The sequence below is a fragment of the Stenotrophomonas sp. TWI1183 genome, assembly GCF_039673115.1.
GTDB classification, from domain to species: domain Bacteria; phylum Pseudomonadota; class Gammaproteobacteria; order Xanthomonadales; family Xanthomonadaceae; genus Stenotrophomonas; species Stenotrophomonas maltophilia_AA.
The window spans coordinates 18,558-35,105 of the sequence record NZ_JBDJKZ010000026.1 but is presented as its reverse complement, the minus strand read 5'-3'; the positions used below and the strand labels follow the sequence as shown (position 1 = coordinate 35,105).

16 protein-coding genes are annotated in these 16,548 nt (G+C 67.4%); 5 read left to right on the top strand and 11 right to left on the bottom strand.

What is annotated here, in order from left to right; genetic code table 11:
- Positions 1-105: 105 nt before the first annotated feature.
- The 6 genes from ABE434_RS17805 to rpsU form a co-directional block, all read right to left on the bottom strand.
- On the bottom strand, positions 106-1,089 hold the full coding sequence (locus tag ABE434_RS17805) for a bile acid:sodium symporter family protein (protein WP_176990539.1): 984 nt from the start codon (positions 1,087-1,089) through the stop codon (positions 106-108).
- Positions 1,090-1,141: 52 nt separating this feature from the next.
- A complete protein-coding gene (locus ABE434_RS17800) occupies positions 1,142-1,615 on the bottom strand; it encodes a sulfur transferase domain-containing protein (RefSeq protein ID WP_346479763.1) in 474 nt (157 codons plus the stop codon).
- Between the two features lie 71 nt (positions 1,616-1,686).
- Positions 1,687-3,417 (bottom strand): DNA primase, encoded by a 1,731-nt coding sequence (gene dnaG, locus ABE434_RS17795; protein WP_176990537.1) that lies wholly within the window; start codon positions 3,415-3,417, stop codon positions 1,687-1,689.
- 63 nt (positions 3,418-3,480) lie between these two features.
- On the bottom strand, positions 3,481-4,395 hold the full coding sequence (locus ABE434_RS17790; RefSeq protein WP_346479753.1) for a YihY/virulence factor BrkB family protein: 915 nt from the start codon (positions 4,393-4,395) through the stop codon (positions 3,481-3,483).
- 156 nt (positions 4,396-4,551) lie between these two features.
- Positions 4,552-4,998, bottom strand: a complete 447-nt coding sequence (locus tag ABE434_RS17785; protein WP_176990535.1) for a GatB/YqeY domain-containing protein — start codon at positions 4,996-4,998, stop codon at positions 4,552-4,554.
- Between the two features lie 136 nt (positions 4,999-5,134).
- Positions 5,135-5,350 (bottom strand): 30S ribosomal protein S21, encoded by a 216-nt coding sequence (gene rpsU, locus ABE434_RS17780; protein ID WP_002808376.1) that lies wholly within the window; start codon positions 5,348-5,350, stop codon positions 5,135-5,137.
- 167 nt (positions 5,351-5,517) lie between these two features.
- Here rpsU and tsaD point away from each other — a divergent pair, with 167 nt between their 5' ends.
- The 5 genes from tsaD (at position 5,518) to ABE434_RS17755 (ending at position 11,730) form a co-directional block, all read left to right on the top strand.
- A complete protein-coding gene (tsaD, locus tag ABE434_RS17775) occupies positions 5,518-6,543 on the top strand; it encodes a tRNA (adenosine(37)-N6)-threonylcarbamoyltransferase complex transferase subunit TsaD (RefSeq protein WP_346479752.1) in 1,026 nt (341 codons plus the stop codon).
- 455 nt (positions 6,544-6,998) lie between these two features.
- Positions 6,999-7,367: a dihydroneopterin aldolase gene (folB, locus tag ABE434_RS17770; protein WP_176990533.1), complete on the top strand. Its 369-nt coding sequence runs from the start codon at positions 6,999-7,001 to the stop codon at positions 7,365-7,367.
- Between the two features lie 26 nt (positions 7,368-7,393).
- Positions 7,394-8,668, top strand: a complete 1,275-nt coding sequence (locus ABE434_RS17765) for a mechanosensitive ion channel domain-containing protein (protein WP_346479751.1) — start codon at positions 7,394-7,396, stop codon at positions 8,666-8,668.
- Between the two features lie 137 nt (positions 8,669-8,805).
- A complete protein-coding gene (bglX, locus tag ABE434_RS17760) occupies positions 8,806-10,980 on the top strand; it encodes a beta-glucosidase BglX (protein WP_346479750.1) in 2,175 nt (724 codons plus the stop codon).
- Between the two features lie 117 nt (positions 10,981-11,097).
- Entirely contained in the window at positions 11,098-11,730 is a 633-nt protein-coding gene (locus ABE434_RS17755) for a hypothetical protein (RefSeq protein WP_346479749.1), read from the top strand.
- A gap of 49 nt (positions 11,731-11,779) precedes the next feature.
- Here the strand turns inward: ABE434_RS17755 and ABE434_RS17750 are convergent, their stop codons facing one another.
- The 5 genes from ABE434_RS17750 to ABE434_RS17730 form a co-directional block, all read right to left on the bottom strand.
- Positions 11,780-12,928, bottom strand: coding sequence for a PQQ-dependent sugar dehydrogenase (locus tag ABE434_RS17750; RefSeq protein WP_346479748.1), 1,149 nt, complete (start codon positions 12,926-12,928; stop codon positions 11,780-11,782).
- 144 nt (positions 12,929-13,072) lie between these two features.
- Entirely contained in the window at positions 13,073-13,420 is a 348-nt protein-coding gene (locus ABE434_RS17745; RefSeq protein ID WP_176990529.1) for a hypothetical protein, read from the bottom strand.
- A 105-nt stretch (positions 13,421-13,525) separates the two neighbouring features.
- Positions 13,526-14,824 carry an amino acid permease gene (locus tag ABE434_RS17740; protein ID WP_179461034.1) on the bottom strand — a complete coding sequence of 433 codons (1,299 nt, stop codon included), beginning with the start codon at positions 14,822-14,824 and terminating at the stop codon, positions 13,526-13,528.
- Positions 14,821-15,597 (bottom strand): L,D-transpeptidase family protein, encoded by a 777-nt coding sequence (locus ABE434_RS17735; RefSeq protein WP_346479747.1) that lies wholly within the window; start codon positions 15,595-15,597, stop codon positions 14,821-14,823. The genes ABE434_RS17740 and ABE434_RS17735 overlap by 4 nt, the downstream gene beginning before the upstream one ends.
- 15 nt (positions 15,598-15,612) lie before the next feature.
- Positions 15,613-16,461 (bottom strand): MurR/RpiR family transcriptional regulator, encoded by an 849-nt coding sequence (locus tag ABE434_RS17730; protein ID WP_346479746.1) that lies wholly within the window; start codon positions 16,459-16,461, stop codon positions 15,613-15,615.
- Positions 16,462-16,548 lie beyond the last annotated feature (87 nt).

The window sequence follows — 16,548 nt, the reverse complement described above, 5'->3', positions numbered from 1 at the left end:
CCGTACCGACCAACGGTCGGTACCTACCGCGGGTGATGTCGCTCGCGCCCCCACCCGCGGTAGGTCACGACCGTTGGTCGTGACGCGCGCAGGCGCGGTGTGCGCTCAGTCCTGCGGCTCCACCGGATCACGCGCATACCGCTGCGCGATCATCGCGCAGACGATCAGCTGGATCTGGTGGTAGATCATGATCGGCAGCACGATCGCACCGAGGCTGCCGCCGGCGAACAGCACCTTGGCGATCGGTACGCCGGTGGCCAGGCTCTTCTTGGAGCCGCAGAACAGGATGGTGATTTCATCCTCGCGGTTGAAGCCCAACCGGCGTGCGATGAAGCGTATCAGCGGCATCGCGATGCCGAGCAGTACCGCCGCCACCACCGCCACGCTCACCAGCGACAGCAGCGGGGTCTTGCTCCACAGTCCTTCGCTGACGGCTTCGCCGAAGGCGGAGTAGACCACCAGCAGGATCGTGCCCTGGTCGGTGTAGCGCAGCAGGGCGCGCTGCTTTTCCACCCAGCGGGCGATCCACGGGCGCAGCAGGTGGCCGGCCACGAACGGCACCAGCAGCTGCAGCATGATGCTGATGATGGCCTGGCCGGGGTTGTGCATGCCGCCCTCGGTGCCGGCCAGCAGGGCCAGCAGCAGCGGGGTCAGGAACACGCCCAGGATGCTCGACAGCGAGGCGCTGCATACGGCCGCCGGCACGTTGCCGCGCGCGATCGAGGTGAACGCGATCGAGGACTGCACGGTGGACGGCAGCGCGCACAGGAACAGCACGCCGATGTAGAGCTCCGGGGTCAGCAGCCAGCCATCCAGCGGTTTGAACATCAGCCCCAGCAGCGGGAACAGCACGAAGGTGCAGGCCAGGATGGTCAGGTGCAGGCGCCAGTGCAGCAGGCCGGCGACGATCGACTCCCGCGGCAGGCGCGCGCCGTGCAGGAAGAACAGCGCGGCGATGGCGACGTCGGTGACATCGTCGAGCACCATCGCGGCGGCGCCGTGCATCGGCAGGAAGGACGCCAACAGCACGGTGCAGAGCAGGGCGAGGGTGAAGTTGTCCGGTCGCAGGCGCGACCACCAGCGGGTCATGGTGGGCAGGCTCCTGTAGAGCAGGGAAGTAAGCGGGGGAAGAAGGGCAGGGTCACCGCGCGGCGTCCTGCTCCAGCAGGACACGGGTCGGTGCTTCCAGCGAGGTCATGCCGGCGGCGCGGCCGAACGTGAGTGCGTCATCCACCGAGGCGCCCTCGCGTGCCTGCAGCAGTGCCAGCAGCGCACCGGCGCGGTTGCCGGAGGCACAGTGCAGCAGCACCGGCCCCTGGCTCTGTGCGAGCGCGGTTCGCAGGGCCTTCGCATTCGCCTCGGTCAGGCCGGCGGCACCGGCGACCGGGATGCGCACGTAGCGAAGGCCGAGGCGTTCGGCAGCGGCGGTTTCATCGAAGCCACGCACTTCGCCGGGCTGGCGCAGGTCGATCAGGGTGGTGACCCCGGCCGCGGCGGCCTGCTGCAGCTCAGCGGCACTGGGCTGCCCGGCGGTGTAGAGCTGCGGTCGTGGCTGCGCGAACGGCAGTTCCGCTGCCGCGGCGGGCAGGGCCAGCGCGAACAGCGCAGCGAAGATGCCAAGGCGAAGCAGGCGGACGATCGATGCGGCAGGATTCACGATGTGGGAAGCCACGACTGCTCCGTCGGTCAGAAGCGGATGGTGCTGCGCGCCTTGAGCAGTTCGCGCAGCTCGTACTTGTCAGTATCGTCCAGACCCTGCTGGCTCTGCTTTGCCTGAAGTTCATCGAGGCGTTGCATCAGCAGCTGTTTCTCCAGCTGGGCGACCGCGTCATGCAGCTCCTGGGTCCACATTGCCTCATCCCCGGGCAGGGTCTGCGCGGCCAGCTTGTGCAGTGATTCCTGCTCCTCGCGGCCCTCGAAGTGCTCCAGCAGCGCGCCCGTGCTGATGTCCGGGCGCTGCTCGACCAGGGTCAGCAGCTCGGTCAGCAGATCGATGCCGGGCAGGCGCAGGCCGGTGAAGTGGTGGCCTTCCAGCGTCATCGCCAACGAGGGCTGCTGCAGCAGGATCGCGATGGCTGCGCGCACCAGGCTGCGGCGCTGTGCCGGTGCCACCGCGCGCTGTGGTTGGCGCGAGGGCTGCGCGGACGCGCTGGGCTTGGCGCCCAGGCCGGTCAGCGTGGTCAGCTGCTGCTTCATCAGGTCGCCGAAGGCGCCATCGGGAATCTGCGCCAGCATCGGCTTGGCCCGTTCGGCCAGGCGTGCCTTGCCGTCGAGCGTGCCCATGTTGACTTCACGGGTGAGCTCGTCGAAGAAGAACTGCGACAGCGGCGTGGCCTGCTGCAGGCGTGCATCGAAGCCCTCGCGGCCTTCCTTGCGCACGATGGTGTCCGGGTCTTCGCCATCGGGCAGGAACAGGAAGAAGGCCTGGCGGCCGTCCTTCATGCGCGGCAGCACCGACTCCAGCGCACGCCAGCCGGCGCGACGACCGGCGGCATCGCCATCGAAGCAGAAGAACACGTCCGGCGCGTTGCGGAACAGCAGCTCAGCGTGGTCCGGCGTGGTCGCCGTGCCCAGCGTGGCCACCGCCTGGGTGACCCCGAACTGGAACAGCGAGACCACGTCCATGTAGCCCTCGACCACGATCAGCCGCTCGATCTTCTGGTTGGCCTGGCGCACCTGCCACAGGCCGTACAGCTCGCGGCCCTTGTGGAACAGCGCGGTCTCGGGTGAGTTGAGGTACTTCGGGCCGTCGTCTTTCTCCATCACGCGGCCGCCGTACGCGATCACGCGGCCACGGCGATCGAAGATCGGGAACATCACCCGGTCGCGGAACTTGTCGTAAACGTGGCCGCGATCGTTCTTGGAGAACAGGCCGGCGCGGTCGAGCAGCTTCATCCGCCGCTCGTCCTTGCCCAGCGCATCCTTCAGCGCGCTGTAGCCGTCCGGTGCGTAACCGATGGCGAAGCGCTCGCGGTTCTCTTCATCGACACCGCGCTGGTCCAAGTAGGCGCGCGCCTTGTCGCTGCCCTTCAGCGCGGTCTGGAAGAACCGCGTGGCCGCATCCAGCGCCGAGTACAGATCACGGCTGTCGTCCTGCTGCTGCGCGGTGCGCGGCTGGGTGTCGCGCGGCACTTCCATGCCGACGCGCTTGGCCAGCTCATCGACCGCGTCGAGAAACTCGAGGCGGTCGTAGTTCATCAGGAAGCTGATCGCCGTGCCATGCGCGCCGCAGCCGAAGCAGTGATAGAACTGCTTGGTCGGCGAGACCGTGAACGACGCCGAGCGCTCGTCATGGAACGGGCAGCGTGCCGCATATTCCTTGCCCTGGCGCTTCAACGGCACGCGGCTGCCCACTACCTCGACAATGTCGGAGCGGGCCAGCAGGTCGTCGATGAATGCGTCGGGGATACGGGCCATGGGCAGCAGGCAGGGGCATGGCCGGTCACGGCCACGCGCGGAAGCGGGGGTACCGCTAGTCTACTAGGTGCCGGCCGGTTCGCCCGGTTTCGGCGGCTCGACACCGGCCTGGGCCAGGTAGGCGTGGGCGCGCAGGCGCTCGTCGATCACCGAGGTCATCAACGCACCGACGAAGAACACCACGGTGGCGTAGTAGATCCAGACCAGCGAGATCACCAGGGCGCCCATCGAGCCATACGCGCTGCCGGGCGCGACCGTGGCGATGTACAGGCCGATGCCATAGCGGCCCAGTGCGAACAGGGCCGAGGTGATCGCACCGCCGATGAAGGCCTGCCGCCACGCCACGCGGCGGTCGGGCAGGTAGTGGTAGAGGAAGGCAAAGCCCACGGTGTAAAGCGCCAGGCTGGTCAGGTAGCCGATCGCCGGCAGCACCGAGGGCAGGTGCGCGAAGACGACCTGCAGCATGGTCGTCGCGGTCATCGACAGGATCAACAGGAAGCCCAGCGCCAGCACCACGCCGAACGAGAACACGCGCTTGCGCAGCCACGGCACGATGCCGTCCAGGCGCTCGCCGCTGGTGTTGAAGATCAGGTTCAGGGCGTTCTGCAGCTGGGCGAACACCGCCGTTGCACCGATGAACAGCAGCAGCGTGCTCCACACGCCGGCCAGCGTGCCGATGTCCGGCTGGTTGTTGGCATTGCTGAGCACGGTCTCCGCCACCGAGGCGGCACTGGTGCCGGCCACATCGTTGATCTGGCCCAGCAGCGCCTCCTGCGCGGGCGGGTACAGCGAGGCCGTCAGCCATAGCAGCAGGACCAGCAGCGGCGCCATGGAGAGCAGGGCATAGAAAGCCAGCGCGGCGGCCTGCGTCATGACGTCCGCATCGATGAAGCGGCGCAGCAGCACGGCAGGAAAGCTCTTCTCCAGCCGCGCCATGTGCTTGCGGACCTTGGACAGGGAGTGGCTTGGCAGGTGCATTGACGGCGTCGGATCGGGGCGAGGCCCCCGTTCTAGCAAATCGCCGGACTGCAGCGGGTGAAGTGCCGGGATCAGGTTCTGATCGCAACACCGCACCTGCTGAAACGGAAAAGGCCCGCATGATGCGGGCCTTTTCACTGCGGCATGGCGGCGGGATCAGCCGGCCAGCTGCTGCTTGACCAGCTTGGACACCAGGCCCATGTCGGCCTGGCCGGCCAGACGCGGCTTCAGCGCGCCCATCAGCTTGCCGATGTCGGCCGGGGTGGTCGCACCGGTTTCCGCGATGGCGGCCTGGATGGCGGCCACGATCTCGGCCTCGCCCAGCTTGGCCGGCAGGTACTGGTCGATCACCACGATTTCCTCGCGCTCGATCACGGCCAGGTCTTCACGATTGGCGGCTTCGAACTGGGTGACCGAGTCCTTGCGCTGCTTGACCATCTTTTCCAGCACGGCGAGCACGGCGGCGTCGTCCAGCTCGATGCGTTCGTCGACTTCGCGCTGCTTGATCGCGGCGTTCATCAGGCGGATCACGCCCAGGCGGTGCTTCTCGCCGGCCTTCATGGCGGCCTTCATGTCATCGGTGAGCTGCTGCTTCAGGCTCATGGGAACACCTCGTGTCGGTGGAAAAGGAAAGCGGGGCGCCGAAGCGCTGGAACGCAAAAAGCCGGTAACGCTCGCGCGTTCCGGCTTCGGCTCCGTCACGACAGGCCAAGGCCTGCCGTATCGAAGTTGCGTCCGATCAGTACAGGCGCTGACGCTTGGTGACGTCGCGCGACGAACGGCGCAGCTGACGCTTCACAGCAGCGGCAGCCTTACGCTTACGCTCCTGGGTCGGCTTTTCATAGAACTCGCGCTTGCGGGTTTCGGCCAGCACGCCGGCCTTTTCGCAGGTGCGCTTGAAGCGACGGAGCGCAAACTCGAAGGGCTCGTTCTCGCGGACTTTAACGCTGGGCATGGAATCTCCGGGACACAGTAGAACCGGGTCTCGCCCGGTGAGAGCCGCACATTATAGCGGCGAGAAAAGAAGTTGCAACCCACCCCGGCGAACTTCTTGGCCACGGGTGATGCAGAGACAGGCCAGCGTACGTCTGCCGGGGCCTGAAGAGGTCCATAATACCCCGTATGCGAGTCCTTGGTATCGAATCTTCCTGCGATGAGACCGGCGTGGCGGTGTATGACACCTCCCTGTCCGGGATCGACGCCCTGCGCGCCCATGCGGTCTACAGCCAGATCGCCCTTCACGCCGAGTACGGCGGGGTAGTGCCCGAGCTGGCCAGCCGCGACCACGTACGCAAGCTGCTGCCGCTGATCCGGCAGACCCTGGCCGAGGCCGGCATGACGGTCGCCGACATCGACGGGGTGGCCTATACGGCCGGCCCCGGCCTGGTCGGCGCGCTGCTGGTGGGGGCGGGCGTGGCCCGTTCGCTGGCCTGGGCGCTGGAGGTGCCGGCGGTCGGTGTACATCATATGGAAGGCCATCTGCTGGCCCCGCTGATGGAAGACGACCCGCCGCAGGCGCCGTTCGTGGCCCTGCTGGTATCCGGCGGGCATACCCAGCTGGTGGCGGTGGACCGGATCGGCCAGTACCGCCTGCTGGGCGAGACCCTGGACGATGCCGCCGGCGAGGCCTTCGACAAGACCGCCAAGCTGATGGGCCTGCCGTATCCGGGCGGCCCGCAGCTGGCCGCGCTGGCCGAGCGCGGCACCCCGGGCCGGTTCAAGTTCACCCGCCCGATGATCGATCGCCCGGGCCTGGATTTCAGCTTCTCCGGGTTGAAGACCCAAGTGCTGCTGGCCTGGCGCGACAGTGACCAGAGCGAGCAGACCCGCGCCGATATCGCGCGGGGCTTTGAAGATGCCGTGGTCGACACCCTGGCGATCAAGTGCGAGCGCGCACTGGATGCGGCGGGCACCGATGTCATCGTGGTGGCCGGCGGGGTGGGGGCCAACAAGCGCCTGCGCGCCAAGCTGCAGCAGATGGCCGCCCGCCGCGGTGGGCGTGCCTGCTTCCCGCGCCCGGCGCTGTGCACCGACAACGGCGCGATGATCGCCTTCGCCGGCGCCCTGCGCCTGGAAGCCGGCCAGCACAATCCGCCGCAGGTGCAGGTCACGCCGCGCTGGGACATGGCGACGCTGCCGGCGGTGTGAGGTTGGCTGGCGCGGAAACCTTCCTGCCACGGCCAGAGGGCATCATGCTGCTGCGCTACTGCTTCAGCCACCGCGTTGCGGATGACTACTTCGCAGGTATGGAGTGGCAGTAGAAATGCGCCGCTGACACGCATGTTCCATCGATACAGCTCAAATGGATGGGCGCGCAGTTGGGCGCGTGCGACAAAGCGCTTGGGCGGTGGTGAGCACCACGTCGTAAATCCAGGTTGCGGCCATTGACCCTTTCTGGCTCCCCCGGCACTGTTGCCTTGTGCGCCACCGGGACCAGCTGATGGGTCAGCCCATTTCCCCCGGGGACAGTGGTGGTAAGCAAAGGGTCCCGCGCGGGGCCCTTTGTCATTTCTGGCATCGGTGCAGACGCCCCCTCACCCCGGTTCCCGGCACATTCCGAACAGCCCCGTTACCATGGTCGCCATCTTCCACGTGGCATGGCTATGGACAAGGTATTCATTGAAGGGCTCGAGATCGATGCCCTGATCGGTATCTACGACTGGGAACGGCGGATCCGCCAGACCCTGCGTTTCGATCTGGAAATGGGCTTCGACAACCGCCGCCCGGCGGCCAGCGACGACATCGCCGACACCCTCAATTACAAAGCCGTCAGCAAGCGCATCGAGCAGTTCGTGCGTGACTCGGACTATGGCCTGGTCGAGACCCTGGCCGAGCGCATCGCCGAGATCGTGCTGCGTGAATTCAACGTGCAATGGCTGCGTCTCAAACTCAGCAAGCCCGGTGCGGTGCGCGGCGCGCGCGCGGTCGGCGTGATCATCGAGCGCACCCGGCAGGACCTGGCAACGCCCTGATACCCCTGATAGGAGAGCGATACACGATGTTGGATGCGGTAGTGGCAACCCGATGGCTGGACAGTGTCCAGCGGACCCTCGAACCCTGGCCCTGGGCCTACACCCTGCTGGTACTGGCAGCGCTGGCCCTGGCGGCCTGGCTGGCCAACTTCGTCACCAAGAAGATCCTGCTGCGCGGCCTGCGCAAGCTGGTCAGCCGCCTGCCTGGGCACAGCGCGGGCAATGAAGGCGGCAACAACCTGCGGGTGATCTCGCGGCTGTCCAACGTGGTGCCGAGCATGGTCATCGCGGCCGGCATCCGGATCGTGCCGGACCTGCCGCCGGAACTGGTGGAATTCGTGATCGGGGCGTGCCGGGCGTGGGCGGTGCTGACCGTTGCGCTGGCGGTCTCGCACGCGCTGGATGCTGCGAACGATCTGTACGAGCGCCGCCCGGATGCGCGCAACAAGCCGATCAAGGGCTACCTGCAGGTCGTGAAGATCATCGTCTTCGTGATCGCCGGGCTGTCGATCGTGGCGACCCTGCTGGGCGTGAAGCTCGGCCCGCTGGTCACCGGCCTCGGTGCGGCCACCGCGGTATTCATGCTGGTCTTCCAGGACACCATCCTGTCGCTGGTGGCCAGCGTGCAGATCAGCGGCGATGGACGGGTGCGGCTGGGCGACTGGATCGAGATGCCGAGCCAGAACGCCGATGGCGACGTGATCGATATCGCGCTGCACACCATCACCGTGCAGAACTTCGACAAGACCATCACCACCATCCCGACCAAGAAGCTGGTCACCGAGTCGTTCAAGAACTGGCGCGGCATGCAGGAGGCGGGCGGACGCCGGATCAAGCGCGCGCTGTACCTGGACCAGCACAGCGTCGGCTTCGTCGATGCGCCGATGCTGGCCGAGCTGCAGCAGTTCGCGGTGCTGGGCGATTACCTGCGCGAGAAGCAGGCCGAGCTGCAGCAGTACAACGCCGGGCTGCAGGCCAAGGGCATGGCGGCGGTCAACGCGCGTCGCGTCACCAACCTGGGCACGTTCCGTGCGTACGTGGAGCGCTACCTGAAGCAGCACCCGGGCATCCATACGGAGATGACGTTGCTGGTACGGCAGCTGCAGCCGACCACCGAAGGCCTGCCGCTGGAGATCTACTGCTTCACCCGCAGCACTGCCTGGGGTGAGTACGAAGGCGTGCAGTCGGACGTGTTCGATCACCTGCTGGCGATCCTGCCGGCGTTCGGGCTGCGCGTGTTCCAGGCCTCCAGCGATGCGATGCTGATGGCCGGGCAGCAGCGGCTGGCGGCGCAAGAGTAAGCTCCTGTGCCCCCGTCGGTGTGCCGGCGGGGGTGGAGATCTTCCCCCGGGGAAGAAAAATGAACGCAAAAGTCATTCACAAACGCCTCGGGAACGCTAGAATCCCGGGCTTGTAAACGTTTTCATAAGGACAGCCGGTGGCCGCCGATCGTATCGAAACCCTCATTGCCCAGATGACCGTCGAAGAAAAAGTCGGCCAGCTGGGTGTGTTCGCCGACATGGTCCGCCCGTTCGCCCCGGACGTGAACCCGGAAGCCAACGTGCTCAACGCCGACCAGGTGCTGCAGCAGGTGCGCGAGGGCAAGGTGGGCTCGCTGTTCAATGGGGTCGGCGTCGAAGCCGGTCGCCGCATCCAGCAGGTCGCGCTGGAAGAAAGCCGCCTGAAGATCCCGGTGATCCTCGCCGCGGACGTGATCCACGGCATGCGCACCGTGTTCCCGATCCCGCTGGGCGAGGCCGCCAGCTTCGAGCCGGACCTCGCCGAGCGCACGGCGCGCGCTACCGCGGTGGAAGCCACCGCTGCCGGCCTGCACTGGACCTACGCGCCGGCCGTGGATATCGCCCGCGACCAGCGCTGGGGCCGCGGTGCCGAGGGCGCCGGTGAAGACGTGGTGCTGGGCTGTGCGTTCGCCGCCGCCCGCGTGCGCGGCTTCCAGGGCCCGGACCTGCGCGCCGACGATGCGCTGCTGGCCACGCCGAAGCACTTCGCCGCCTACGGCGCGGTGATGGCCGGCATGGAATACAACATGGTCGACATCTCGCCGCAGACCCTGCGCGACGTCCACCTGCCGCCGTTCAAGGCCGCTTTCGAAGCCGGCGCGCTGACCGTGATGTCCTCCTTCAACGACATCAACGGCGTGCCGGCCAGTGCCAATGCCGAGCTGCTGACCGACATCCTCCGCGGGGAGTGGAACTTCCCGGGCGTGGTGATCTCCGATTACACCGCCGACATGGAACTGGTCGCGCACGGCTATGCCGCCGATGACCGCGATGCCACCGCCAAGGCCTTCACCGCCGGCCTGGACCTGAGCATGCAGAGCGGTTTCTACGCCGAGCACCTGCCGGGCCTGATCGAGAGCGGCGAAGTGCCGATGGCCACGCTGGACGAATCGGTGCGCCGCATCCTGCGCCTGAAGGACGCGATCGGTCTGTTCGACGATCCCTACCGTTCGCTGGATCTGGCGCGCGAAGCGGATACCTCGCACATCGCCACGCATGACGAACTTTCGCGCGATGCCGCGCGCCGCTCGATCGTGCTGCTCAAGAACGCGGATTCGGTGCTGCCGCTGAAGAAGACCGGCCAGAAGATCGCGCTGATCGGGCCGTTCGTGCAGGACCGCGAGAACATCGAAGGCTGCTGGACCCTGTTCGGCGACAAGTCGCGCTACGTCACCCTGGAAGCCGGCGTACGCGCGGCGATCAGCGATGAAGCACTGCTGGAAATCGTGCCGGGCTGCGACCTGGAAGCGGCCGTGCAGGATGGCATCGAACAGGCCGTGGCCGCCGCGCTGCGTGCCGACGTGGTGGTGCTCGCCCTGGGCGAGCCGCAGCGCTACAGCGGTGAAGCGCAGTCGCGCGTTGAGATCACGTTGCCGCCCGCGCAGCAGGCGCTGGCCGAAGCGGTGGCGATGACCGGCAAGCCGCTGGTCGTGCTGCTGCGCAATGGTCGCGCGCTGGCCCTGCAGGGCGCGGTGCGCAATGCGCATGCCGTGGCGATCACCTGGTACCTGGGCACGCAGACCGGCCACGCCGTGGCCGATGTGCTGTTCGGCGATTACAACCCGTCCGGCCGCCTGCCGGTGAGCTTCCCGCAGGTATCCGGCCAGCAGCCGTACTTCTACAACCACGCCCGCACCGGTCGCCCGGAACTGCCGACCATGTCCGAGTTCAAGGCACGCTGGCGCGAGATCCCGAACGAGCCGGCGTATGCGTTCGGCCACGGCATCGGCTACACCACCTTCGCCTATGGCGTGCCGCAGCTGAGCAGCGCGACGCTGGCCTGGGACGACACCCTGACCATCACCACCACCCTGACCAACACCGGTGCGGTGGCAGGTGAGGAAGTGGTGCAGATGTACATCCACGACCGCGTGGCCAGCCGCGTGCGGCCGGTGCGCGAGCTGAAGGGCTTCGACAAGATCGCCCTGCAGCCGGGTGAGAGCACCGAGGTGCAGTTCACGCTGGATCGCCACGCGCTGGGCTTCACCGGTCGCGATGGCGTGTTCCGCGCCGAGCCGGGCCAGTTCGAGTTGTGGGTGTGTGCCTCTTCGGCCAGCGGCGAGCCGGTGATCTTCGAGCTGCTGGCCGCCTGAGCCGGCACGGCGTCACCCGGTAGTGCCGGCCGCTGGCCGGCACCATCGTGATCCATCATCGGCGGCTGACGTTTCGGCGGGTACGCTGGCTCCCTCGTGAAACCGATGGAGCCACCCATGCGCCTGTCCCGTACCCCCTTGCTGCTGGCCCTTGCCAGCCCGTTGTGGCTGGCCGCCTGCAGCCCGTCGGCGCCGCCGTCGGCCGATACCGCGGCTGCAGACCCCGCACAGGGACCGGCCACGGCCATTCCCGAAGGCCGCCCGACACCCGGTGACACCGTGCCGTCCTCGGGCCTGTCACCGGATGCGGTTACTGCGGGCAGCCCGGCACCGGATGCCGCTGCGCCTGCTGCGGGCGATGCCGCTGCCGCCACACCGGCCACTTCAGCCAACGGCGATGTCCGTCAGCGCATCGAGCAGGTGCTCGGCGATGCGGCCCAGTACGAGACCGTCTTCAACGCCTTCCAGAAGGCCGTCAATGGCGGCGATCGCGCCGCCGTGGTCGAGGAAGTCCGCTTCCCGTTGAACATCGCCAATGGCGCCAGGATCACCGGGCCCGGCGAGTTCCAGCGCAACTACGAGCGCATCCTGACCCCGGCCGTGCGCAAGGCCATCGCCGCGCAGACATTCGACGACGTCATGGTCAACCAGCAGGGCGTGATGATCGGCGACGGCCAGGTCTGGCTCAACGGCACCTGCCTGGACCAGGCGTGCAGCCGCACCGAGGTCAAGGTCGTGACCATCCAGTAAGCACGGGTGTCATGCAGGCTGCCGGCGGTGTGCCGGCAGCCTGTCTGGCTCAGGCCTTCGGCGTGAGCTTGAGCAGCTTGCCGTTGCTGCCGTCTTCGAGCAGCCAGATCGCGCCATCCGGGCCCTGTTCGATCTCGCGGATGCGCTCGCCCATGTCGAAGCGTTCGGCCTCGCGGGCGTTGTCGCCGTCGAAGGCCACGCGCACCAGCGCCTTGGACGACAGGCCGCCGATGAAGCCGCTGCCGTTCCATGTCGGGAACTGCTTGCCGCTGTAGATGATGAAGCCGGCCGGGGAGATCACCGGCGTCCAGGTCACCTTGGGCGCCGCGAACTCCGGGCGGGTGGCATGGTCGGGAATGTCACGGCCATCGTAGTGATTGCCGTTGGAGACGATCGGGTAGCCGTAGTTGGCGCCGCGCTGGATCAGGTTCAACTCGTCACCGCCGGCCGGGCCCATCTCATGCACCCACAGCTTGCCGCGCGCATCGAAGGCGATGCCCAGCACATTGCGGTGGCCGAGCGACCACACCTGTGCGGCCACGCCGCCCTTCGAGGCGAACGGGTTGTCGGCGGGGACGCTGCCGTCGTCATTCAGACGGATCAGCTTGCCGAGGTTGCCGCTCATGTCCTGGGCTGGATCGAACTTCTGGCGCTCGCTGGAGGTGATCCACAGCTTGCCGTCGGGGCCGAACGCGAGGCGATGGCCGTAATGGCCCTTGCCGCTGACCTTCGGGGTCTGGCGCCAGATCACCTTGAGGTCTTCCAGCGTGCCACTGCCATCGGCGGCCAGCGCCAGGCGTGCACGCGCCACCGCGGCGCCACGGGTGTCGCCGTCGCCTTCCTCGGCGTAGCTGACGTAGATCAGCTGGTTCTTCGCGAAGTCCGGGTGCGGCAGCACATCGCCGAAGCCGCCCTGGCCGCCGTACGCCACCTTGGGCACGCCGCTGATGGTGGCCGTCTTGCGGGTCTGCACGTTGAAGTGTTTCAGCGCGCCTTTCTTCTCGGTGACCAGCAGGCTGCCGTCGGGCAGGAAGCTCATCGCCCAAGGCTCGTCGAATCGGGCGAACTCGGTAGCGGCGAACGGCCACTGTGCCTTCGCCACGACGGGCGCGGCAGCGTTGTCTGCAGCGACGCAGGCGGTGGTGAACAGGGCGGGGGTGAGGCTGATGGCGAGGGTGAGCAACAGCTTGCGGGTCATGGAAGTCTCCGTCGGGGAGGCGATGGCCAGCCCCTGTTGTACACCATGCCCATCAACGGCGCGTGGACCAGACGTCCTGCGGACACGACAACGGCGACCCGAAGGCCGCCGTCGTCGATGTGCCGTGGCTGAAAGCAGGCGCGATCAGGTGCCGCGCGGCACGCCCTTGTCCAGATGCGCCTGGCGCAGCGCGGTGGATTCATCCCAGCCGCGGCGGACCGCGTTGCGTGCCTGTTCCCAGCTCAGCTTGCTCTGGCCACGTTCCTGCGCCCAGCGGGTCTGGAGCTCGGCTTCCACTTCTTCGTAAGCGCGGATCATGTCGTCGGCGCGGGTGCGATGGCCCAGCTGGTAGGCCGGCTCATAGTCATCGAAGAACTGGTTGTTGTCGTAATACGGTTCGCTCGGAAAGCGTTCACGCCAATAGTCCGATACGGCCTGGCGCGGGACACCGTCTTCCGGCACCCGGCCGGGAATCTGATAGTCAGTGCTCATGTGTTGGCTCCGGTTGGGTGAGGCTTCACCGTACCCAGGGCCGGGTTAACGCCATGGACCCGCCAGGTGAATGACACATCAAGCGCCATTCACCTGTGCAGCTTCTCAGCCCTCGTGATCGCGGCGCGGGAACCTGTAAATCACCGCACCGACGGCAAACGCGATGCCTGCCGCGGCGATGTTCTGCCAGCTCGCACTGGCGAACAAGGCCAGGCACAGCACCAGCGCGAGGATCGGAATCACCGGGCCACCCGGCAGCTTCAGCGCGCCCGGGCGATCGCGGAACCGACGCGCCAGCACCAGCACCGCCGCCGCCGTCCCGATGTAGGCGAACAGGCGCGTGGTCATCGACAGCAGCGCCAGCTGCACGAACGAACCGGACAAGGCCAGCGCCAGCGCGATCAGGCCCTGCGCGATGATCGCCGCCGCCGGCGTGCGGAAGCGCGGATGCACCTGCGCCAGGATCTTCGGCCCGTAGCCGTCGCGCGCCAAGGCGAACAGGAAGCGCGGGCCCATCATCATCGTGTTGCTGTTGGTGCCGAGGATGGAGATCGTCGCGCCGACGGTGAGGATCAACGCGAGCGTGAGCCCGCCGAAGCTCGCGGCGGCATCGGCCAGCGGCGTCGGCGACGCGGCCAGCCCGGCCAGGGTGCCCTGTGCGATGAACTGCACCGCACCGTAGATCACGGTGACGGTGATGATCATGGTGATCAGCGCAAAGGGAATATCGCGGCGCGGGTTCTTGTACTCGCCGGCGGCAGCCGGGATGTTCTCGAACCCGGCGTACGCATACAGCAGCAGCAGCGCGGCCTCGCCCATGCGCTGCAGATCGTGCGGGTCCGGGCGCACGCCGGAGAAGGCCAGGTCGGTATCGACGTAGAACGCGCCGATCGCCACGAACAGCAGCAGCGGCAGCAGCTTGCCGATCACCAGGATCACCCCGGTGCGTGCGGCCGAACGCACGCCGGCCACGTTCACCGCGGTGAGGAAGCCCAGCGACACCACGATGATCGCGATCCGTCCGATGTCATGCCCGGCCCAGGGCCAGAACCGCGCCACCGCGTCGGCCAGCGCGTTGCTGAGCGCGGCCGCCGAGCTGATCCGGGTCAGCCAGATCATCCAGCCGATCTCGAACCCGGCAAACCGGCCGAACGCCTCGCGCGCATACAGATAGCTGCCACCGGGCTCGTCGAAATAACTGGCCGCCTGTGCGTAGCAGAGCACCAGCAGCGCCACCACGATGCCGGCGGCGACCACGCCCCAGAGGCTGAAGGGGCCGAGCAGGGCGACGGTGGCGGCAGGCAGCAGGTAGATGCCGCTGCCGATCACATCGTTGATCGAGAGCCCGACGATCTGCCAGCGACTGACCGCGCGTTCGAGTTGCGGATCGGGCGGGGCGCTCAACGCTTCGCTCCACTCAGGGCCGGCAACTCCCATACGACCTGCAGATCCTCGTACTCGTCCTTCGGCAGCAGGACGAATGCCGGGCGGGTATCCGGCTTCAGCCAGGCCAGCAGGGCCTTCATGTGCTGCGGCTGCATGGCCGTGCAGCCGGCAGTGGCCTCGCCTGGCGTGCGCCAGAGGTGGGCGAAGATGCAGCTGCCGGCGCCAGGGGTGTGGTTGCTGTTGTGCTCGATTACAAAGCCCTCGCGATAGCGCACATCGCCCTTGTTGTGCAGGTCCAGCCGCATCGGTTCGGTGGACCCTTTCACTGCGGCGACGCCGACGTCCTGGGCATCGACGATGCGGTTGTAGTAACGCGAACCGGGTACATCCATGCAGTAGTGGCTGGCCGTCATCGGCTGGTAGGGCATGGCACTGGCGATCGTTGGTGCGTACCCGAATGCCGGGCCGATCTCGAAGATTCCGGCGGGGCTGCGCCCGTCGCCTTCCTTCTTCTGTGGCCGCTGGTTGCGCAGCGACGCACGGCCTAGGCCCCAGGCACTGCCGTTGCGCCCAACGGCTACGGTGAAGGCAGGGCCGTGCGGGCGCCAGGCGCCGTCGATGCTCTTGCGCTCATAGGCCTGCAGTCGGCCGTGCGAGGCATCCCAGCTGTCGGTGACCACCACGATGGCCTGCCTGCTGTGCGCCATCGGCGGTGCCGGGGTGAGTGCACCGGCCGGCAGCGCGGCGGCGAGAGCGGTAACGGCGAGGGCGGTACGCAGCAACGGCAGCATCGTTTACTCCGGCAATCAGGTATCGATCAGGTGTTCGATCCGTTCCAGGTTCACCCCGAGCTGGCGGTGGCGGTCCGGGTTGGCGTGGCACAGCAGGACGAAGACGAAGTCCAGCAGGGACTGCAGGGAAGAACGGTACAGCAGTTGCGCCACGTGCGGCGCCGGGTCGTGGGCGCACAGCACCAGGCTGGCATCGGCATGCGCGCGCAGCGGATTGGCGCTGTGGCGGGTGATCGAGACCACCTTGCCGCCCATGTCCTGGAACTGGCGGGAGAGCTGGAACAGCTGCGGCAGCTTGCCGAACTCGGAGAACACCAGCATCGCATCGCCCGTGCGTGCTGCCGAGAGGTTGGCCATCATCAGGATCGGGTCGGCGTGGTGCACGGTGAGCATGCCCAGCAGCGACAGGCGCATGGCGAACTCGCGTGCGTACAGGCCGTCATCGCCCAGGCCATAGACGAACACCTTGGGCGCCCCATCGATCAGCTGCACGATGGCTTCGATGTCGGCCTGCGGATTGGCCAGCCAGGTTTCCTCTTCAGCGGCGGCCTTGCTCACGCGCAGGCGCTCGGCGATCTGGGCGTAGTCGTCGGCGGCCTCGGGCGCGGGCGGCCGGCTGTGCGGATCGTTGCCGGCGCGGGCGACCGCCTCGCCGATGGAGTACTTGAGGTCGGGGTAGCCCTTGAAGCCGAGCTTCTGGCTGAACTTGACCACGCTGGACTGGCTGATGCCCAGCGCGCTCGCCAGCTGCTGGGACGAGTAATCGCGCAGCAGGTGGGCGTTGTCGAGGATGAAGTCGGCGATGCGACGTTCGATCGCCGACATGTGGTCACGCTCGGAGCGGATTTTCACCAGGGGCGGCATGGGGAGGGGGTCAGGTCCGGTAGAGCCACCCCATGGGGGGCTGCGGCAGGTGGGATTGCGCGAACGGCAGCCACGCATGGCGTGGCG

Bases quoted from the DNA above. Each gene is read 5' to 3' on its own strand.
- ABE434_RS17750 (WP_346479748.1), bottom strand. From the start codon at position 12,928: ATGACCCGCAAGCTGTTGCTCACCCTCGCCATCAGCCTCACCCCCGCC.
- ABE434_RS17735 (WP_346479747.1), bottom strand. From the start codon at position 15,597: ATGCTGCCGTTGCTGCGTACCGCCCTCGCCGTTACCGCTCTCGCCGCC.
- tsaD (WP_346479752.1), top strand. From the start codon at position 5,518: ATGCGAGTCCTTGGTATCGAATCTTCCTGCGATGAGACCGGCGTGGCG.
- ABE434_RS17790 (WP_346479753.1), bottom strand. From the start codon at position 4,395: ATGCACCTGCCAAGCCACTCCCTGTCCAAGGTCCGCAAGCACATGGCG.
- ABE434_RS17765 (WP_346479751.1), top strand. From the start codon at position 7,394: ATGTTGGATGCGGTAGTGGCAACCCGATGGCTGGACAGTGTCCAGCGG.
- ABE434_RS17785 (WP_176990535.1), bottom strand. From the start codon at position 4,998: ATGAGCCTGAAGCAGCAGCTCACCGATGACATGAAGGCCGCCATGAAG.
- dnaG (WP_176990537.1), bottom strand. From the start codon at position 3,417: ATGGCCCGTATCCCCGACGCATTCATCGACGACCTGCTGGCCCGCTCC.
- ABE434_RS17730 (WP_346479746.1), bottom strand. From the start codon at position 16,461: ATGCCGCCCCTGGTGAAAATCCGCTCCGAGCGTGACCACATGTCGGCG.
- ABE434_RS17805 (WP_176990539.1), bottom strand. From the start codon at position 1,089: ATGACCCGCTGGTGGTCGCGCCTGCGACCGGACAACTTCACCCTCGCC.
- folB (WP_176990533.1), top strand. From the start codon at position 6,999: ATGGACAAGGTATTCATTGAAGGGCTCGAGATCGATGCCCTGATCGGT.
- ABE434_RS17755 (WP_346479749.1), top strand. From the start codon at position 11,098: ATGCGCCTGTCCCGTACCCCCTTGCTGCTGGCCCTTGCCAGCCCGTTG.
- rpsU (WP_002808376.1), bottom strand. From the start codon at position 5,350: ATGCCCAGCGTTAAAGTCCGCGAGAACGAGCCCTTCGAGTTTGCGCTC.
- ABE434_RS17745 (WP_176990529.1), bottom strand. From the start codon at position 13,420: ATGAGCACTGACTATCAGATTCCCGGCCGGGTGCCGGAAGACGGTGTC.